The organism is Nocardioides sp., from assembly GCF_044226305.1.
Classification (GTDB): Bacteria; Actinomycetota; Actinomycetes; order Propionibacteriales; family Nocardioidaceae; genus Nocardioides.
The window spans coordinates 29,185-46,916 of sequence record NZ_JBGAHF010000025.1; the positions used below are offsets into that span (position 1 = coordinate 29,185).

General features: G+C 72.3%; 21 protein-coding genes. 13 read left to right on the plus strand and 8 right to left on the minus strand.

Annotated features, from left to right (window positions below; translation table 11 throughout):
• The first annotated feature begins 24 nt into the window (after positions 1-24).
• The 3 genes from ACILQ5_RS19595 to ACILQ5_RS19605 all read left to right on the plus strand — a co-directional run bounded on the left by ACILQ5_RS19595 (position 25) and on the right by ACILQ5_RS19605 (position 1,839).
• Entirely contained in the window at positions 25-228 is a 204-nt protein-coding gene (locus ACILQ5_RS19595; protein WP_395659707.1) for a hypothetical protein, read from the plus strand.
• A gap of 379 nt (positions 229-607) precedes the next feature.
• A complete protein-coding gene (locus tag ACILQ5_RS19600) occupies positions 608-991 on the plus strand; it encodes a hypothetical protein (protein WP_395659708.1) in 384 nt (127 codons plus the stop codon).
• Between the two features lie 296 nt (positions 992-1,287).
• Positions 1,288-1,839, plus strand: a complete 552-nt coding sequence (locus ACILQ5_RS19605; RefSeq protein WP_395659709.1) for a hypothetical protein — start codon at positions 1,288-1,290, stop codon at positions 1,837-1,839.
• 195 nt (positions 1,840-2,034) lie between these two features.
• On the opposite strand, the gene ACILQ5_RS19610 is transcribed toward ACILQ5_RS19605, so the two are convergent.
• From ACILQ5_RS19610 to ACILQ5_RS19620, 3 genes are all read right to left on the minus strand, one after another.
• Complete coding sequence (locus ACILQ5_RS19610; RefSeq protein ID WP_395659710.1) at positions 2,035-2,532, minus strand: DUF222 domain-containing protein; 498 nt, start codon at positions 2,530-2,532, stop codon at positions 2,035-2,037.
• Positions 2,508-3,284, minus strand: a complete 777-nt coding sequence (locus ACILQ5_RS19615) for a DUF222 domain-containing protein (protein WP_395659711.1) — start codon at positions 3,282-3,284, stop codon at positions 2,508-2,510. Before ACILQ5_RS19615 ends, ACILQ5_RS19610 begins: the two co-directional genes overlap by 25 nt.
• 212 nt (positions 3,285-3,496) lie before the next feature.
• Complete coding sequence (locus tag ACILQ5_RS19620; protein WP_395659712.1) at positions 3,497-4,006, minus strand: hypothetical protein; 510 nt, start codon at positions 4,004-4,006, stop codon at positions 3,497-3,499.
• Between the two features lie 226 nt (positions 4,007-4,232).
• Between ACILQ5_RS19620 and ACILQ5_RS19625 the strand changes: the two genes are divergently transcribed.
• Positions 4,233-5,201, plus strand: a complete 969-nt coding sequence (locus tag ACILQ5_RS19625) for an ROK family protein (protein ID WP_395659713.1) — start codon at positions 4,233-4,235, stop codon at positions 5,199-5,201.
• Here ACILQ5_RS19625 and ACILQ5_RS19630 read toward each other — a convergent pair.
• The 3 genes from ACILQ5_RS19630 to ACILQ5_RS19640 are packed head-to-tail and all read right to left on the minus strand — an operon-like array spanning position 5,134 to position 7,647.
• Complete coding sequence (locus ACILQ5_RS19630; RefSeq protein WP_395659714.1) at positions 5,134-6,378, minus strand: TIGR00300 family protein; 1,245 nt, start codon at positions 6,376-6,378, stop codon at positions 5,134-5,136. The two genes, ACILQ5_RS19625 and ACILQ5_RS19630, sit on opposite strands and share 68 nt — an antisense overlap.
• Positions 6,379-6,403: 25 nt before the next feature.
• On the minus strand, positions 6,404-6,850 hold the full coding sequence (locus ACILQ5_RS19635) for a hypothetical protein (RefSeq protein WP_395659715.1): 447 nt from the start codon (positions 6,848-6,850) through the stop codon (positions 6,404-6,406).
• A gap of 23 nt (positions 6,851-6,873) precedes the next feature.
• A complete protein-coding gene (locus tag ACILQ5_RS19640; RefSeq protein WP_395659716.1) occupies positions 6,874-7,647 on the minus strand; it encodes an alpha/beta hydrolase in 774 nt (257 codons plus the stop codon).
• A gap of 112 nt (positions 7,648-7,759) precedes the next feature.
• Between ACILQ5_RS19640 and ACILQ5_RS19645 the strand changes: the two genes are divergently transcribed.
• From ACILQ5_RS19645 to ACILQ5_RS19670, 6 genes are all read left to right on the plus strand, one after another.
• Entirely contained in the window at positions 7,760-8,563 is an 804-nt protein-coding gene (locus ACILQ5_RS19645; protein ID WP_395659717.1) for a lysophospholipid acyltransferase family protein, read from the plus strand.
• Positions 8,560-9,078 carry a flavin reductase family protein gene (locus ACILQ5_RS19650; RefSeq protein WP_395659718.1) on the plus strand — a complete coding sequence of 173 codons (519 nt, stop codon included), beginning with the start codon at positions 8,560-8,562 and terminating at the stop codon, positions 9,076-9,078. Before ACILQ5_RS19645 ends, ACILQ5_RS19650 begins: the two co-directional genes overlap by 4 nt.
• Before the next feature lie 10 nt (positions 9,079-9,088).
• Complete coding sequence (locus ACILQ5_RS19655) at positions 9,089-9,988, plus strand: hypothetical protein (RefSeq protein WP_395659719.1); 900 nt, start codon at positions 9,089-9,091, stop codon at positions 9,986-9,988.
• 71 nt (positions 9,989-10,059) lie between these two features.
• Positions 10,060-10,326 (plus strand): methyltransferase family protein, encoded by a 267-nt coding sequence (locus ACILQ5_RS19660; protein ID WP_395659720.1) that lies wholly within the window; start codon positions 10,060-10,062, stop codon positions 10,324-10,326.
• Between the two features lie 67 nt (positions 10,327-10,393).
• Complete coding sequence (locus ACILQ5_RS19665; protein ID WP_395659721.1) at positions 10,394-10,915, plus strand: SigE family RNA polymerase sigma factor; 522 nt, start codon at positions 10,394-10,396, stop codon at positions 10,913-10,915.
• A complete protein-coding gene (locus tag ACILQ5_RS19670) occupies positions 10,912-11,535 on the plus strand; it encodes a hypothetical protein (RefSeq protein ID WP_395659722.1) in 624 nt (207 codons plus the stop codon). Before ACILQ5_RS19665 ends, ACILQ5_RS19670 begins: the two co-directional genes overlap by 4 nt.
• Positions 11,536-11,676: 141 nt before the next feature.
• Here ACILQ5_RS19670 and ACILQ5_RS19675 read toward each other — a convergent pair whose 3' ends face one another.
• The gene (locus tag ACILQ5_RS19675) at positions 11,677-13,143 is read right to left on the minus strand and encodes an FGGY family carbohydrate kinase (protein ID WP_395659723.1); all 1,467 of its coding nucleotides are present in this window, start codon (positions 13,141-13,143) and stop codon (positions 11,677-11,679) included.
• A complete protein-coding gene (locus tag ACILQ5_RS19680; protein ID WP_395659724.1) occupies positions 13,140-13,961 on the minus strand; it encodes a DUF1028 domain-containing protein in 822 nt (273 codons plus the stop codon). The genes ACILQ5_RS19675 and ACILQ5_RS19680 overlap by 4 nt, the downstream gene beginning before the upstream one ends.
• Positions 13,962-14,022: 61 nt before the next feature.
• On the opposite strand from ACILQ5_RS19680, the gene ACILQ5_RS19685 reads away from it, so the two are divergent.
• The 3 genes from ACILQ5_RS19685 to ACILQ5_RS19695 are packed head-to-tail and all read left to right on the plus strand — an operon-like array spanning position 14,023 to position 17,602.
• Complete coding sequence (locus ACILQ5_RS19685; RefSeq protein ID WP_395659725.1) at positions 14,023-15,270, plus strand: MFS transporter; 1,248 nt, start codon at positions 14,023-14,025, stop codon at positions 15,268-15,270.
• A gap of 38 nt (positions 15,271-15,308) precedes the next feature.
• Positions 15,309-16,520, plus strand: coding sequence for a pyrophosphate--fructose-6-phosphate 1-phosphotransferase (locus ACILQ5_RS19690; protein ID WP_395659726.1), 1,212 nt, complete (start codon positions 15,309-15,311; stop codon positions 16,518-16,520).
• 53 nt (positions 16,521-16,573) lie between these two features.
• On the plus strand, positions 16,574-17,602 hold the full coding sequence (locus ACILQ5_RS19695) for a 6-phosphofructokinase (protein ID WP_395659727.1): 1,029 nt from the start codon (positions 16,574-16,576) through the stop codon (positions 17,600-17,602).
• Positions 17,603-17,732: the final 130 nt, after the last annotated feature.

Sequence of the window (17,732 nt, forward strand, 5' to 3'; positions counted from 1 at the left end):
GTGCCCCTGGGCTAGCCTTCCGCAATGAGCAGATCGGACGTGGGGAACCGCTACGGCAGCCCGAACGTCGCGATGAAGATCCTGTGGTCCCTCGTCGCTCTGGCCATGATCGTCCTAGGAGCGATCTGGACCTTCGGGACCTCGGGCATCACCGAGTCGTTCGGTCCGGTCGTGGCAGGCCTGGGCGTCGCTCTGGGCTACGTCGTACTGATTCAGAAGCGGCACTGATCGGTCGCACGTCCCGTCCGGAGCCGGACGCTCGCAACCTGGGTCAATCCGCCGCCTGTCCGCGCATGCACGAGTCAACGGATCGGCCGAGTTGCGGATGTCGCAACGCAGCGGTGGGTGAGCCACCTTTCAGGCGTTGGGTTTGGTGGAACACTCACCGCTGCCCCGTGTCGGCGCCGACCGCCGGTGGGCTGTCCACCGATCTACTCCCCGAGAAGGTGGACAGCGCACCGCCGCCTGAGATCCGGACATGCCGCGATTCGGGCGTCCGATCATGCCGATGTCGGGCGGTTGTGCCGTTGGGGTCTGCACCCCCAGAGCGGATTTGACCTTCTCAGGTCATGGGCCGGGCCCAACTGAGGTTCCTAGGGTGCCGATCATGAGCATCCGCACCCGCTTCGCCGCCTTCCTGGCGGTCCTTGCTGCGGTCGCGATCTCGCTCGCCCCCGTGGCGGCGGACGCGACCCGTCCGACGCCTGGCGCTCGGATCGACGTGCACCCGAGGACCGGTCATTACGAGGGCCGCGACACCTTTAGCCGACACATCAAGTTCGACTACGGCCATGGCCAGATCACCAACTTCCGGGTCGAGCACACCAACTTCCCGCCCGCCACGGTGCAGGGCACCCTGTGGCACCGCACTTGCCACAACAACCACTGCACGCTCGGACACTGGAGATCGAACCACCATGTCAACGGCCACTGGAACATCACTACGAGGCCTTGGGGGGATGTCTCCTTCTGGGCCCTCTTCAGCCCCTAGCCACACGTGCTGACCGGCGGCACTGTACGGCCGCGGCAGGAGAGACGGGCGCGAAGACGTCATACGGACGGAGCGCCCGTCGACTCCGTCCGTATGGCGTCCTGGGCCAGTGGTCGAGCATCCGCACTCATCTGCCGCGAGTCGAGCGTGGGCGCATGCTAGGAGAGAGGTCGTGCCGGGTACCTTCCCGTCATGCTCTCGGGTAGCCAGGTCAGGGCGACGCTGAGTGCGCGCGATCATCGACCCTACGACGATCGGCTCGCGCCGACTGACACCCTTGGCGCAATGGCTCCGACGTGCTGACCATCGCACGCACGACTGCCCTGGTGGCAGCCGCTGCCGTGGTCGCCGGCTGCCACCAGGGCAGCGCGCCCTCTCCGACCCTTGATGGGGAGCTCGCGTTCCCCGGTTCCGGCACGATGCCGCCCTTCGGTGTTGCCCTCGGCAACACGCCCATGGGTCAGCCCGTCGGGTTCTACGCCGGCACGGTCTGCACCGCCAACGGCGCGCCGGCACACATTGAGTCCGTGACCTTGAAGGACCCCGAGAACATGAAACTGGTCGACTGGGGCACCACGTCGCGGGCCACGAGAAGCGAGGGCACCTGGAAGGGGACGGTGCTCGGCGACGAGCGCTACTCCTACAGCCAAGGGCCGGTGGAGGGGAACTGCAAGGGCAAGAACAAGGTTCTCAGCGAGATCGCCGTCAGCGTCGAGAGAACAGCTGCCACGGTCGGCCTCGCACACGGATTCACCGTGAAGACCACCAACGGCACGCTGTTCGTGCCGATGCTGCTTGCCCTGTGTGCCACCACGTGCCCCGAACGGGCAACCGACAAGCTCCCGTAGGCAGGATGACCAGCACAACCCGCGCGACAACACCCGCCCGGGCGTCGGCGTCGGAGCGCCGCCTTGTCAACGGGCACCATGGTCATCGGCGTTCCGCGAGCTGGCTACCGGATCTGCCGCGATTCGTGCCTTCTGGAGTGCGTCTTGTAGCCGCGCATGGACCTGCTGGCGCAAGCCTCACTGGGGCAAGCGCCCTCACGTCCGCCGGTGGAAGGTGACGGTGCCGTTGAGCAGGTAGGTGGTCCGGTAGCGGGTGTCGTGGGCGCGGGCGTGGTGCCAGGGGCACAGCGAGACGCCGGCGGCGAGGTCGGTGTTGCCGCCGTCGGCCCAGCGCGTCTTGTGGTGGGCGTGCAGCCCGGTGGTGCGGTCGCAGCCCTCGGCGCGGCAGCCGCGGTCGCGCACGAACATCGCGACCCGCTGGGCCTCGCTGTAGAGGCGGCGCCTGCGGCCGACGTCGAGGGGTTGGGAGTCACCGCCGAGGACGACGGGGATGATGCCGGCCTCGCACGCCAGGCGCCGCGCGAGAGCGGGGGAGATCCTCTCGCCGGTGTCCAGGACCCCGGCCTTCTCCAGCCGGCCGAGGAGCACGTCGAGCTCGATCAGCACCACCACGGTCGCCGAGACTCCGCCGGTGTGCAAGGGGAGCTGGTCGGCGGGGTAGCGCTCGATCAGGTCGCAGAACGCCTGCCCCAAGGGCTTCTGGTGTGGGCGGCCGCTCGGCGACGGCGCCGGCGCCCTGCGTGGCGCGGCCACGTGCCGGTGCGGCGACGGCGCCGAGCATCTTGCCAGCGCGGCGCCGTGGTAGGTGGGGATCGTGGCCCCCGGGTGATGCCTTCGCCGTCGTCGACCATCGAGAGCCGGCAGGACTTCGCGGCAGCCGCCTCCTCCTTCGCGAGCAGGGCGGCCTCGCGGGCGTCGGCCTCGTCGGGCGCGATCACCTCGAACAGGTGCTTCCCGATGCGGTTGAGGGCCTTCGCGTCGTGGTGGCGCGCCTCGCCGACCAGGTGCGCCTCGGCCTTGGCGACCAGGTGGGCGGTGAGGGTGTCGGGGAGCTGGTCGACCCACCGGACGACCACCCGGGCCTGCTCGGTGGTCAGGTCGCCGGCCGCGAGTGCCTCGCGGGTGGCGGGGTGGGCGTCGAGGTCGCGGCCGAGCCGCACGGCGGCGTACGACGCGGAGCGGGTCAGCCTCGTCTGGTGGGCCAGCCAGTTCGCCGCCGAGGAGGCGCCGACCTCCTGGCCGAGGTGGATGTCGTCCGCGTGAGCGGCGACCCGTGCCTTGAGCTCGGTGAGCTTCGCCTCGGCGCGCGTCAGCTCGACCAGCGTCCGGCCCGTCTCGCTCGGGTCCATCGACCACACCGATGCGTCGGTGACGGCGTCGAGCTCGGCGTGCAGGTGCGCGGTCGCGACACTGACCCGGTGCTGGGGAGTCGCGATTGCCGTCATGCCTCCATCCCAGCACTGACCACCGACAGTCAGGGCCGAGAATCCCCTGTGTGCACAGGGGATCCGGTCACGATGAGGTCACGATCCACGAGCGTTTCCACCGCAGGGACCCAGAACTGTGGACGACCCGGGCTGCGGGTCGTGCCGGCCTGAGCCCAACGAGCCGCTGCCGGTCGGCGGTGCTGGCCGCGGGCAGCAGCGACCAATGCCGCTCAGGCCCGCTCGGCCCCCGGCCACTCGACCGTCATCGACGCTCCGACCTCGACCGCCCGCCACTGCCCGGACAGCTCGTCGAGGCGCTCGAACGCTCGCTCGAGATCTGCGTCGCCGAGGTCTGTGGGCGGAGGGTCCTGACGAGCGTGGTGACCGCCGGGCTCGAGGCCGTGGTGCCGCAACCAGCGTGGGTAGACCTGGGCAGCGAGGTCCTCCGACCGCTCCATGTCTGCTGAGGTGGACCTGTTCCGTCGCTCCACCCGGCGTGCCCACGCCTTGGTCCGCGGCTCCTCGGTCGGCACGAACGTCCCGGCGTTGCCGCCTGCGGCCAGCTGGCCGAAGATCCCCTCAGGAAGGCCGAACTGCTCCTCCACCACCAGGTGCACCAGGTCATGGGGGATCAGGTCGGAGTACCCGGGCGCCGGGTCCATCCGGAGGTCACCGTGCAGCCGGCGCTTCACGGCGACCGCATACCGGCGCTGACCGGTTCGCTCGAACGTCACCTGCATGCCGGTCACGGTAGTCGTCCCGATCCTTCGGTTCCGACCGGTTTTCTGGGCCGTCGGGCCCGCGCGCTGGCGCCAGGCTGATCTGCCGCCGCGCGAAGAGCAGGGGAGAGCTCGTCGCCCCAGGACCCGCGTCGTCCAGGTCCGTGGACGACCCGGCGGAGGGAGGTTCCGGCCCGACGTCAGCGCGCCGCGAGCCACGGCCGCGCACGTCTGGTCGAATGTCCGCATGGCTCTCTTCATCGGCGTCGACATCGGCGGCACGAAGGTGCTCGCCGCCGCGGTGTCGACCACCGGCCGCGTCCTCCGGACGGCCCGCCGGACCACACCGGGACGCCGGGTCGAGGCGCGGCTGGTCGAGGACGCGCTCACCGAGGCCGTCGAGGAGATCGCCGGTCCACGCCGGCCCTCGGCGATCGGCATCGCCGCCGCCGGGTTCGTGGATGCGCAGGGGGAGCGGGTCCGCTTCGCTCCGCACCTGCCGTGGCGCGACGAGGGCGTGCGGGCCCGGCTGGCCGAGCGCTGGAGCGCCCCGGTCGTCCTGGACAACGACGCGAACTGCGCTGCCCGCGCCGAGGTCGTGTACGGCGCCGTGGGGAACGCCGAGGACGCGCTCGTCATCACGCTCGGGACCGGCATCGGTGGCGCCGTCGTGCTCGACGGTGCCGTGCACCGCGGCCACAACGGGATGGCCGGCGAGTTCGGCCACATGCAGGTCGTGCCGGACGGGCGCGGGTGCGAGTGCGGGGGGAGCGGCTGCTGGGAGCAGTACTGCAGCGGCAACGCGCTGTCCCGGTTCGTCCGCGAGCAGGGCGGCGCCGCCGACCTGACCGGTCCTCAGGTGATGGAGGCCGCCGAGGCCGGCGACCCGGTGGCGCGGGCGGCGTTCGACTCGGTGGGCACCTGGCTGGGTGTCGGCGTCGCCAACCTGGTCGCCGCCTTCGACCCCGAGATCGTGGTCATCGGCGGCGGTCCGTCGATCGCGGGCGACCTGCTCCTCGAGCCGGCCCGCGTGTCGCTGCGGGACTCGCTCGTCGGCGCGGAGCACCGCACCGTGCCGCCGCTGGTCCGCGCCGCCCTCGGCCCCGAGGCCGGGGCGATCGGGGCGGCCTACCTGGCCCGGCAGACCTTCAGGAACGCCGGTACTCGGGCACGAGCTCGACTGCGAGCTGCTCGAGGAACAACCCCACATCGGTGACGATGCCGCGGGCCTGGGAGGAGCCCCGGTCCGCGAGCTTGGTGACCGTCGCGGGGTTGATGTCCACGCAGACCAGCGGGACCGAGGCCGGCAGGATGTTGCCGGTCGCGACCGAGTGCAGCATGGTCGCCACCATCAGGCAGAAGCCGACGCCCTCGAGCTCGGCGCGCATCGCCCGCTGGCCCTCGATGACGTCGGTGTAGACGTCCGGCAGCGGGCCGTCGTCGCGCACGGACCCGACGAGCACGAACTTCTTCTCGTGGGTCACCATCGCGTGCATGATCCCGCTGGTCAGCAGGCCGCTGTCGACGGCGGCCTTGATCGAGCCCTCCTTGCGGATGGTGTTGAGGGCGCGGATGTGGTGCTCGTGGCCGTGCTCGACGCCGCGACCCATGGCCAGGTCGATCCCCAGGCTGGTGCCGTACAGCGCGGACTCGATGTCGTGGGTGGCCAGCGCGTTGCCGGCGAACAGCACGTCGACGTACCCGGCGTGCACCATCGCGATCATCGCCGGCGCCGCGCCGGTGTGGACGACACCCGGGCCGCCGACCCAGAGCACCTTCTTGCCCTCGGCCTTGGCCTCGCGCATCCCGTCGGCGACCTGCCGGACGAGCACGGCCTGCGGCTTCTCCGAGGACACCTCGGACTCCATGAACCCGAAGGCGCCCGCCGTGCGGTCCGGCTCGGGGACCTTCACCTTCACCCCCGAGGCGCCGATGATGACGAGCATCCCGGCGCGGACGTCGGACATCGGCAGCGTGTAGACCCGGGCCGGCGCGCCGTCGGCGTCGCGCTCGAGGATCAGGCCGCAGTCCATCTCCGGGTTGCCGACGTGCAGCCAGCGGCCGTCGACACGGACCCGGGTGTCGAGGTTGGTGGAGGAGTAGAAGCCGTCGGGGAAGACGCCGTCGCGGTCGGCCGGGGCCGTGCTCGCCTCGCCGGGGTCGACCTGGTTGACGCCGCGGGTCTGCAGCCGCATCAGCAGCCGCTGCAGCGCCTCGTCGTCCTCGCTGATCACCGTGATCACCGCGTGCGAGGGGTCGTCGGTCTCCCGCCCGACGTCGAAGCGGTCGATGGTGTAGTCACCCTCGTACTCGCGGATGTCGTCCAGGACCCGCGACAGGATGTTGTGGTCCATCAGGTGGCCGGTGATCTCGACGGTCTCGTGGGCGCTCACGACAGGCACCCTAACGAAGGACCAATCACACCTGCGCGCCGTCGTCCCCCGGGTCGCGAGGCTCGCGCGGCATCTTGACCACCAGGTAGATGAACCCGCCCACGAAGCCCGTCACGAGGAGGTAGCCCAGCCAGCTGGGGATGCCGATCGCGAAGACCAACGCGCACAGCAGCACCGCCGGAGCACCGAACACGCCGATCCAGGCGAGCATCCGGTCCGGCTCGACCCGCGGCAGCGGCGGTGGCGGCGGCGGGACGAAGCCCTCCTCCTCGGCGGACAGCTCCTCGGGCTCGGGCGAGAACGCCCGGGGGTCGCCGAAGCGGCCGCCGAAGGGCGCCGCGCTCGCCGGGGTCGCCGGATCCGGCGGGGCCACCGGCGGGGGGTCGTCGAGCTCGGGTCGCTCGCCGTAGTTCTCCACGATCGCCCGCCAGGCCTGGTCCTCGGCCTCGTCGTCGTGGTGGTCGGGCTGCACGTGACGAGCGTATGCCCCGGGTGTCAGGGAGCGGCAGTCACCCGGGCGACGAAGGCGGCGGTGTCGGCGTAGATCGTCTCGGCGTCGTTGTCGATGGTCGCGACGTGGTAGCTGTTCTCCAGCCGGACCATGGTGACGTCCGTCGAGGAGATCCCGCCGATGATGAGCGGCTCGGACTTCTCGTCCACGACGTGGTCCTCGGTCGACCGGAAGTAGAGCAGGGGAGCGGTGATCTTCGGCAGGTCCGCCACGATCCCGGGCCACGCCTGCATCATCGAGTGGACCGCCTTGAGCGGCGTGCGCGTGTAGCCGTGCTCCTCGACCCCCGGCTTCTTGATGTCGTTGGCGATGCCCGGGAACGACTTGACCAGGTGCTTGAGCACCGGGAGCAGCTTGACGTCGAGGCGCTTGGTCGCGACCGCGGGGTTGACGACGACCACTCCGGCCACGTCGCCGGGGCGGTCGGCGGCCAGCCGCAGCACCAGGGCCCCGCCCATCGACAGGCCGCAGACGACCACCGCGTCGTTCTCCGCGACGAGCTTGTCGAAGAGCCGGGTGAGCTCGCCGTACCAGTCCGCCCAGGTCAGGGTGTTCAGCTCCTCCCAAGTGGTGCCGTGGCCGGGGAGGCGCGGCACCTCGACGGCGTACCCCTTCGCGGCGAGCGACTGGCCCCACGGGGTGATCGACGCGGGCTGGCCGGTGAAGCCGTGGCTCAGCAGGACGCCGACCTTCCTCCCGCCGGTCAGCTCGGGCTGGGCGGGGGCGGAGAAGGGCGTGGCCAGGGGATGGACGGTCATGGCCCGGATTCTGCCCCGACGGTCCATCCTCGGGCTGGGGTATGGGGAAGTCCGGGCACGACGGTCTAGGCTTCGGCCGACAGGACTCCCGGGATCAGGCACGGAGGTGGCGGTGTTCTACTGGTTCCTGAAGTGGATCGCCCTCGGTCCGTGGCTGCGGATGATCTTCAGGCCGCGTGTCTACGGCGCCGAGAACGTCCCGCTCGAGGGTCCCGCGATCCTGGCCAGCAACCACCTGTCGTACGCCGACTGGCTCTTCATGCCGCTCACCCTGCCCCGCCGGGTCACGTTCGTCGCGAAGGCCGAGTACTTCACCTCACCGGGCTTCAAGGGCTGGCTGCAGAAGACGTTCTTCAAGGGCTCCGGCCAGGTCCCGATCGACCGCTCCGGCGGCAACGCGTCCGAGGGCGCGATCATCTCGGCGAAGAAGCTGCTCGCCGAGGGCGAGCTGTTCGGGATCTACCCCGAGGGCACCCGCTCGCACGACGGCCGGCTCTACCGCGGGAAGGTCGGCGTGGCGCGCCTGGCGCTCGAGTCCAAGGTCCCGGTCATCCCGGTCGCCGTCGTCGGCACCGACGTGGTGGCGCCGCCGGGCAAGACCTTCGGCCGGTTCACCCGCCCGGTGGTGCGCTTCGGGAAGCCCCTGGACTTCAGCCGCTACGAGGGCCTGGAGTCCGACCGCTACATCCTGCGGTCGATCACCGACGAGATCATGTACGAGATCATGCGCCTCTCCGGGCAGGAGTACGTCGACACCTACGCGTCCCGCGCCAAGGACGACGCCAAGAAGGCCGAGCGGGCGGAGAAGGCGGAGCGGGCCGAGAAGGCCGAGCGGGCGGAGAAGTCCGAGGCGGAGAGGTCCGAGCGGGACGGCGACGGCGACGGTGGGGCGGGCGGCGCCAAGCTGGCGTCGTGACGATCCACGACACCCACCCCTTCGCCGACCCCGACCCCGACCCGGTACGCCGGCTGCGCGGTCGGCTGGGCGGCCGGGTGGCGCTGCTGACCGCCGGCGACGAGGCCGGCCGCGCCGGGCTCACCGTCAGCTCGCTGGTGGTCGCCCACGGCGAGCCCGGCCGGGTGCTCGCCCTGGTCGACCCCGACAGCGACCTCGCCGACGTGGTCGGGCGCACCGGCCGGTCCGTCGTCGCGCTGCTCGGGTGGCGGCACCGCGACCTGGCCGAGGCGTTCGCCGGGACCGCCCCGGCGCCCGGCGGCCCGTTCCGCACGGCCGCCTTCGTCGACACCCCGTGGGGACCGCGCCTCGCGGACGCCTCGGCGTGGGCGGGCACCGTCCTCGAGTCCACCACGGAGGTCGGCTGGTCGCGGCTGCTCACCCTCGTCGTCGACGAGGTGGGGCTGGATGAGGACGACGAGCCGCTCGTGCACCGGCGCGGCCGCTACGTCCGGCCCACCCGACCCTCGTCCTAGGATCGCCGGCATGGCCGAGCTGCCCAGAGACGTGCTGAGCATCGCCGACGAGCTCTACGGCCTGCCCCTGCCCGAGTTCACCCCCGCGCGGGACGCGCGCGCCAAGGAGCTCAAGGGGACCGACCTCGCCGGGCAGGTCAAGGCGCTGCGCAAGCCGTCGACCGCGGCCTGGGTGGTCAACCTGCTGGTGCGCCGGGAGGCCGCGCAGGTCGACCAGGTGCTCGCGGTCGGCACCGCGCTGCGCGAGGCCCAGGCGTCCATGTCCGGCGACGAGCTGCGCGCGCTCACCCGGCAGCGCCGGCAGCTGACGGCGGCGGTCACCACGCAGGCGCGCCGTACCGCCCGGGAGGAGGGCACCCGGGTCACCGATGCGGTCGCCGACCAGGTGGAGGCGACGCTGACCGCGGCGATGGTCGACGAGCAGTGCGCGCTCGCGGTGCGCAGCGGGATGCTGGTCGCCGCCCTGGCGACGACCGGGCTGGACCCGGCCGACGTCGCCGGCGCGGTCGCCGTCCCCGAGGCGCTCGGGTTCACCGCTCCCGCGCGCGCGGCCGAGCCGCCCCCGCGCCCGGACCTCAAGGTGGTCCCGGACCCGGAGGCGGACCGCAAGGCGGTCGAGGCCGCCGAGGAGCTGCTCGCCGCCACCGAGGCCGACCTGGCGGAGGCGACCGGGACGCACGACGAGGCGCGGTCGGCGTACGACGAGCTCGAGGCGCGCGGCCTCCAGCTCCAGGCCGAGATCGACGAGCTGCGCGGGCGGATCGCGGAGCTGGAGTCGGCGGCGGAGGAGGTCGAGGACGACCTCTCCGAGGCGGAGGACGCCCGGACCGAGGCCGAGGACGCGGTCCGCGAGGCCACCCGGGCACGGGACGCGGCGGCGGCAGCGCTGGACAGGCTCCGAGGGGCGTGACGGCGTGACGCAGCACGCGGCCGCGACGTACCTCTCGCAGTCGGCCGCGGCGCGCGTGGTCTTCGACGTGAGTGTGGACCAGCGCGGAGCAGCCGCTCGTCGACCGTGGGCCCTACCGCGTGCTCCGGCACCCCGGGTACGCCGGGCTCCTGCTCACGGTCGCCGGGGTGGGCGTGATGTGGGGGAGCTGGGCAGGGGCGCTCGCCGCCCTGGCGCTGGTGACCGTCGCCCTGGTCGACCGGATGCGTCGGGAGGAGCGGGCGATGACGGCGGCGTTCGGGGACCGGTACCGCGAGTTCGCGGCCCACCGCGCCCGGATCGTCCCGCACGTCTACTGACCGGCGGGAACCGATCGGAGGGCCGAGGCGCTCATCCTGGGTAGGAGCACCCCGACGGAGGACCCACGTGAAGCCGGACGACGACGACTACCTCGGGTTCGTCGCCGCGCGCTACCCGCACCTGGTGCGGGCGGCCGTGCTGCTCGGCTGCCGTCGCCACGACGCCGAGGACGCCGTGCAGGACGCGCTCGTCCGCTGCTTCGGCTCCTGGGGTCGCGTGTCGGCCGCGGACGACCGCGACGCCTACGTCTACCGGGTCCTCGTCAACGGCATCGTGCGGGGGCGGCGGCGCAAGTGGCGCGGGGAGATCCCGCACGGGGACCTGCCGGAGCCGGCACCGACCGGGGACCCGGCCGACGTGGTGTCGACCAGCCACAGCATCCGGGCCTCGCTCGACCGGCTGGGCGTCGAGCAGCGCCAGGTGCTGGTGCTGCGGTACTTCGCGGACCTCAGCGAGGCCCAGATCGCGGCCGTGCTCGGGGTCGCCCCGGGAACGGTGAAGAGCCGGGCGTCGCGCGCCCTCGCCGCGCTGTCCGCGGACCCGGCGCTCCGAGCACTCGTCAGCAGGACCCAGGAGGAGGACCGATGATCGGTGAGACCGAGGTCGTGGAGCTGCTGCGCGCAGCCGTGGACGACGTCGACGTGTCCGGGGCACCCGCCCGGGAGCTCGCCGCCGCCGGACGCCGGCGGCGCCGCCGACGGCACGTCGTCGCGGGCGCCGCCGCGGCGGCAGCGGTCGCCGTCGTGGCCGTGACCGCGCCGTTGGCGCTCGGCCGCGCGGACCAGCACGGCACGTCGGCGGGCGCATCGCCCGGCTCGGCACCGACGTCGGCGGCCGGGTCGTGCGTGGAGCGGGTCCCGAGCCGGGTGCTGCCGAGCTGGGCGCGGACCGGCTTCTCCGACCCGAGGCCGCGGATCCCGTACGTGCTCGGCGACCAGGGCGACATCGTCGCGATCCTCTTCGCCCAGCCGCTGGCGGCGCCGCCCGCCGCCGACCACAACAACAAGATCCTGTGGGTCTCGCCGGTCGCCGACGGCTCGTCGCTGCACATCACGGCCACGCTCCCGGACGGCACCACGGCCGAGCGGGTGGTCGACGGTGGGCCCGGGCCCTCGATCATCGACCTCCCCAGCCCCGGCTGCTGGCACCTCACCCTGGAGTGGGCCGGGCAGACCGACACCCTCGACCTCGCCTACGTCGCCCCCTGACCCGGGGGCTGGTCGGACGTCATACGTGCCGGTCGTCCGGGCGACCAGGTCGTATGACGTCCGGGGGGCCGCGGGCCGCACGTCATACGGCGCGGCTGCCCGGGCGACCAGGTCGTATGACGTCCCGGAGCCGCGGGTCGGCTAGGTCGCCCAGCCCTTCGACCGCTCGACCGCGTCGCGCCACCGCGCGTGGCCGGCGTCGGCCGCAGCCCGGTCGGCGCCGGGCTCGAAGCGGTGGTCGAGGCGCCAGGTGTGGCGCAGGTCGTCGGTCGAGCCCCACACGCCGGTCCCGAGGCCGGCGAGGAAGGCCGCGCCGAGCCCGGTCGTCTCCACGACGGTCGGCCGCTCGACGGGGACGCCGAGCTGGTCGGCCTGGATCTGGCAGAGCAGGTCGTTGGCAGCCGCCCCGCCGTCGACGCGGAGCGAGGACACCGCGGGCATCACGTCGAGGACGTCGCGCACCTCGTAGGCGATCGCCTCCAGGGTCGCCCGGACGATGTGGGCGCGGGTGGTCCCGCGGGTGAGGCCGATGATCATGCCGCGCGCGTGCGGGTCCCAGTCGGGGGCGCCGAGCCCGGTGAGGGCCGGGACGAAGACCACGCCCTCGGTGTCCTCGACCGTGCTCGCCACCGCCTGTGACTCCGAGGCGGAGCCGACGATCTGGATGCCGTCGCGCAGCCACTGCACTGCCGCCCCGGTCACGAAGATCGAGCCCTCGCTGGCGTAGGTGATCCCGCCGTCCGGCGCGCGCCAGGCCGCGGTCGCGAGCAGCGAGTCGGAGCGCTGGACCGTCGAGCCGGTGTTCGTGAGCACGAACGAACCGGTGCCGTAGGTGCACTTGGAGTCGCCCTCGTCGAAGCAGGTCTGCCCGAACAGCGCGGACTGCTGGTCGCCGGCCACGCCGGCGATCGGCAGCGAGAGACCGAGGTACGACGCCGGGTCGGTCACCGCGATCTCGCCCCAGTTGGGGACCAGCTCGGGCAGGGCGTCGCGGGGCACGCCGAAGAGCCCGCACAGCTCGTCGGACCAGTCGCCGGCCTCCAGGTCGAGGAGCAGCGTCCGGCAGGCGTTGGAGACGTCGGTGACGTGGTAGGTCCCCCGGCTCATCCGGGCGATCAGGTAGGAGTCGACGGTGCCGACGGCGTAGCGCCCGGACTCGACCAGCGCCCAGGTGTGCGGCTCGTTCTCGCGCAGCCACATCAGCTTGGTGCCGGAGAAGTAGGGGTCGAGGCGCAGGCCGGTCATCTCGCGGACCCGGGCCTCGTGCCCCTCGTCGCGCAGCCGGGTGCAGAGGTCGGCGGTGCGCCGGTCCTGCCACACGATCGCCCGCCGGGGCGCCGCGAGGGTCTCGCGGTCCCAGACCATGACGGTCTCGCGCTGGTTGGTGATGCCGACCGCCTCGAGCCGATCGCCGTCGTACGCCTTGAGCGCCTGCCGGGTGGCCTCGAGCGTGGCCTGCCAGATCTCCTCGGGGGCGTGCTCCACCCAGCCCGGCCTGGGGAAGTGCTGCGCGAACTCCTGGTAGCCCTTGACCGCGATCGTGCCGTCCCGCTCGACGACGAGCGCGGTGACGCCGGTCGTGCCCGCGTCGATGGCGAGGACGCTCATGCGCTCGTGCCCCGGATGATCTCGAGGATCCGGCGGTCGATCCACGACCCGTCGGCGGCGACCCGCATCTCGTAGTTCTCCGTGCCGACCCACGCCGCGAAGTCCTCGGCGCCGGCCGCCCGGGCGAGCTCCTCGAGCTCGGCCTCGAGCTCGGGGGTGATCGGGACCTTCTCGTCCTCGGTGGACGCGGTCAGGTAGAGGTCGTTGAGGTCGAGCAGGCGGCTCAGCTCCGCGATCGGCGCCTCGGCGTCGTCGACGCGCAGGTCGACGGCGATGTCGTCGAGGCCGCCGTAGCCGGCGCCGTCCTCCACCACGAGCAGCGCGGCCGACTGCCGGCCACGCGAGTCGCCGCCGGCCTCGTCGCCGGCGGTCAGCGCCGCGAGCAGCCGGCGGGCCAGCGGTGCGTCCTCGGGCGAGGCGAGCCAGGCGGCCTCCATCGCGTCGACGACCTCCTCACCGGTGAGGATGTTGCCCTGGATCGCGTAGCCGTCGCCCAGGACGCTGCCCGCCCAGTCCAGGCAGGCAGGGCCGGTGTGGCTGGCCGAGCCGCCGTCCACGTCGACGATGCCGACCTGGCGGTGGTCGCGCCCGTCGTCGTCCTCGAGGAGCCGCATCAGCGCCACCGACGCGGTCGCGCCGTCGTCGAGGTGGGCGAGCGCCTGCCCCTTGTAGGCCACGTTCGCGTCCGCCTGGGTCGCGATCGCGCCGACGCCCGCGACGGCGGCGGGCACGGCGGACCCGACGGCCAGGAACTTGGAGGCGACGGCGACGCCCCAGGAGCGGCCGTCGGCGGAACGGGCCACGATGGAGAAGGTCATGGCCCGACCCTAGCGACATCCGGTTGCCCTCAAGTGCGGTTGAAGTCAGAGGATGGGGCCCGTGCTCGACCACCTCACCGACCGCCTCGGCTTCCCCTCGGTCGGACGCCACCGCCGCTTCGTCGCCGCCATCGCGATCGACGCCGTCGGCAGCGGCGTGTTCATGCCGGTCTCGATGCTCTTCTTCCTCGTCACCACGGACCTGACCCTGGTCCAGGTCGGCGCCGCCATCTCGATCGCCTCCGCCCTCGCGCTGCCGGCCGGGCCGCTGCTCGGCGGGATGGTCGACCGGTACGGCGCCAAGCGGGTGCTCCTCGCCGGCAACGCCCTCCAGATGGTCGGCTTCCTCGCCTACCTCGGCACCGACTCGTTCGTCGGGGTCACCCTCTGGACGGTCGTCGTGGCGATCGGCCGGACGGCGTTCTGGGGCTCCTACGGCAACATCGTGGCCGCGATCTCGCAGCCGGGGGAGCGCGAGAAGTGGTTCGGCTTCCTCGGTGCCTTGCGCAACGTCGGCTTCGCCCTCGGGGGCCTGCTCTCGGGTGTCGCGATCACGATCGGCACCGACACGGCGTACCTCGCCGTGGTGCTGGCGAACGCGGTCTCGTACGGCGTCGCGTTCCTCCTGCTGCTGGCGGTGCCGCCGACGCCGAGCGCCGGGCACCGCTCGCCGGAGGGCGGGTGGGGAACCGTGCTGCGGGACCGTCCGTACCGGCTGCTGTGGGTGACCCAGCTGGCCTACTCGACGGCGATGATGGTGCTGAACTTCGCGCTGCCGATCTACGCGGTCACCGTGCTCGGGCTGCCGGGCTGGGTGACCGGTGCGGTGTTCACGATCAACACCGTGATGGTCGGGTTCGGTCAGGGGCTGGTGGTCCGCGGTCTCACCGGCCACCGCCGGTGGCGGGTGCTGGTCCTCACGAACCTGGTCTTCGCGGCCTCGTTCATCGTGATGCTGGGCGCGAGCGCGCTCTCGGTCGGGCTCGCCACGGTCGTGCTGCTGGTCGGCTCGGTCGTCTACACCTTCGGTGAGCTCCTCGGCGGGCCGGTGCTCGGCGCGCTGTCCGCGGAGGCGGCCCCCGAGGCGCTGCGCGGCCGCTACCTCTCGCTCATCCAGCTGGCGTGGAACCTGGCCAGCACGGTCGCCCCGCTCGCGTTCGCGTGGCTGCTCGAGGGCGGCGGCGGCGCCCTGTGGCTGGCGGTCACCGCGCTGGCCCTGGGCGGTGCGGCCCTGGCGAGCCGCCTCGGCCGTGTCCTCCCTCACGCGGCCCAACGCATCGCCAACCGGGCCACGGTCGCGGTACTTTAGTCTCGGAAAGACATAAACCGTTCCGAGAAGAGCCGATCATGACCGTTCGTCGCATCGCCCTGCTGACCGCCGGGGGCCTGGCACCTTGCCTGTCCTCCGCCGTCGGCGCCCTGATCGAGCGCTACACCGAGCTCGAACCGGAGATCGAGATCATCGGCTACCTCGACGGCTACGCCGGCCTCCTCGGCGGCCGCTACGTCACCGTCTCGCCCGAGGACCGTGAGCGCGCCCACCTGCTCCACGAGTTCGGTGGCAGCCCGATCGGCAACAGCCGGGTGAAGCTCACCAACGTCAAGGACTGCGTCAAGCGCGGGCTGGTGGCCCCGGGTCAGGACCCGCTGCACGTCGCGGCCGAGCAGCTGACTCGGGACGGCGTCGACGTGCTCCACACCATCGGCGGGGACGACACGAACACGACGGCGGCCGACCTGGCGGCGTACCTCCACGAGAACGGCTACGAGCTGACGGTCGTGGGACTGCCCAAGACGATCGACAACGACGTCGTCCCGATCCGCCAGTCGCTCGGCGCGTGGACGGCCGCCGAGCAGGGCGCCGCGTTCGCGCGCAACATCGTCGCCGAGCACTCCTCCAACCCGCGGATGCTCATCGTCCACGAGGTCATGGGGCGCAACTGCGGCTGGCTGACGGCCGCCACCGCGGCGAAGTACCGGGAGTGGCTGGACGGCCAGGAGTTCTCGGGCTTCGCGGGCAACGACCGCCGGACGTGGGACCTCCACGGCGTCTACCTCCCCGAGCTCGACCTCGACATCGTCGCCGAGGCCGAACGACTCCGGACGGTCATGGACGAGACCGGCTGCGTCAACCTGTTCCTCTCCGAGGGCGCCGGCGTCTCCACGATCGTGGAGGAGATGCTCTCGCGGGGCGAGGAGCCGAAGCGGGACGCGTTCGGCCACGTGAAGCTCGACTCCGTCAACCCCGGCTCGTGGTTCGCCAAGCAGTTCGCCGGGATGATCGGCGCGGAGAAGACCATGGTGCAGAAGAGCGGCTACTTCTCCCGCTCCGCCCCGGCCAACGACGACGACCTCGCCCTGATCCGGGCCTGTGCCGACCTCGCCGCGGAGGCCGCGCTGCGCGGCGAGAGCGGTGTCGTCGGGCACGACGAGGACGCCGACGGCGTCCTGCGCGTCATCGAGTTCCCCCGCATCAAGGGCGGCAAGGCTTTCGACACGTCGCAGCCGTGGTTCCGCGAGATGCTGCAGGACATCGGCCAGCCGCTCGGGACCCAGTAGCCGGGTGACCCACTAGAGTCGGTCCGGACGATCCCTCGACACCAGGAGCCGCCATGCGCGTCGGAGTGCTCACCGGAGGCGGGGACTGCCCCGGACTGAACGCCGTCATCCGAGCGGTCGTCCGCAAGGGGGTCAAGGAGCACGGCTTCGAGTTCGTCGGCTACCGCGACGGCTGGCGCGGTCCGCTCGAGGGCGTGACGATGGAGCTGGGCATCGCCCAGTGCCGCGGCATCCTGCCGCGCGGCGGCACCATCCTGGGGTCGTCGCGGACCAACCCCTTCAAGCTCGACCACGGGGTGGAGCGGATCAAGGAGAACCTCGCCAACGACGGCGTCGACGCCCTGGTGGCGATCGGTGGCGAGGACACGCTCGGCGTGGCGACCAAGCTCGCCGACCTCGGCGTGCACGTGGTCGGCGTCCCGAAGACGATCGACAACGACCTGTCGGGCACCGACTTCACGTTCGGCTTCGACACCGCCGTCAACATCGCGACCGAGGCGATCGACCGGCTGCACACCACCGCCGAGTCCCACCACCGGGTGCTCGTCGTCGAGGTCATGGGCCGGCACGCCGGCTGGATCGCGCTGCACTCCGGCATCGCCGGCGGCGCCAACATCGTGCTGATCCCCGAGCAGCCCTTCGACATCGACGAGGTCTGCGCCCTGGTCGAGAGCCGCTTCGAGTCGCACTACGCGCCGATCCTCGTCGTCTCCGAGGGTGCGGTCCCGCGCGAGGGCGGCAGCATGACCCTGGTCTCCGGCGAGGTCGACGAGTTCGGCCACGTCCGCCTCGGCGGCATCGGCGACCGGCTCGCCCAGGAGATCGAGAAGCGCACCGGCAAGGAGGCCCGCGCGGTCGTCCTCGGCCACATCCAGCGCGGCGGCACGCCCACGGCGTTCGACCGCTGGCTCGCGACCCGCTTCGGGCTCCAGGCGATCGACGCCGTCGCCGACGGCGACTTCGGCACGATGATGGCCCTGCGCGGCACCGACATCGTCCGGGTGCCGCTCATCGAGGGCACCGGTGAGCTCAAGCTGGTCGGCCCGAAGGAGTACGGCGAGGCACAGGTCTTCTTCGGCTGATATGTACCCCCGGTGTGTCAAGGGGCAGGGTGAGGCGCCGTCGGCACTGGGTGTGTCGGCGGCGCCTCTCTTGGCCTGGCGTCGCGGTGGTGCCTGTCGCAGCGTGTCGTTGTCGACGCGCGGTCGATGC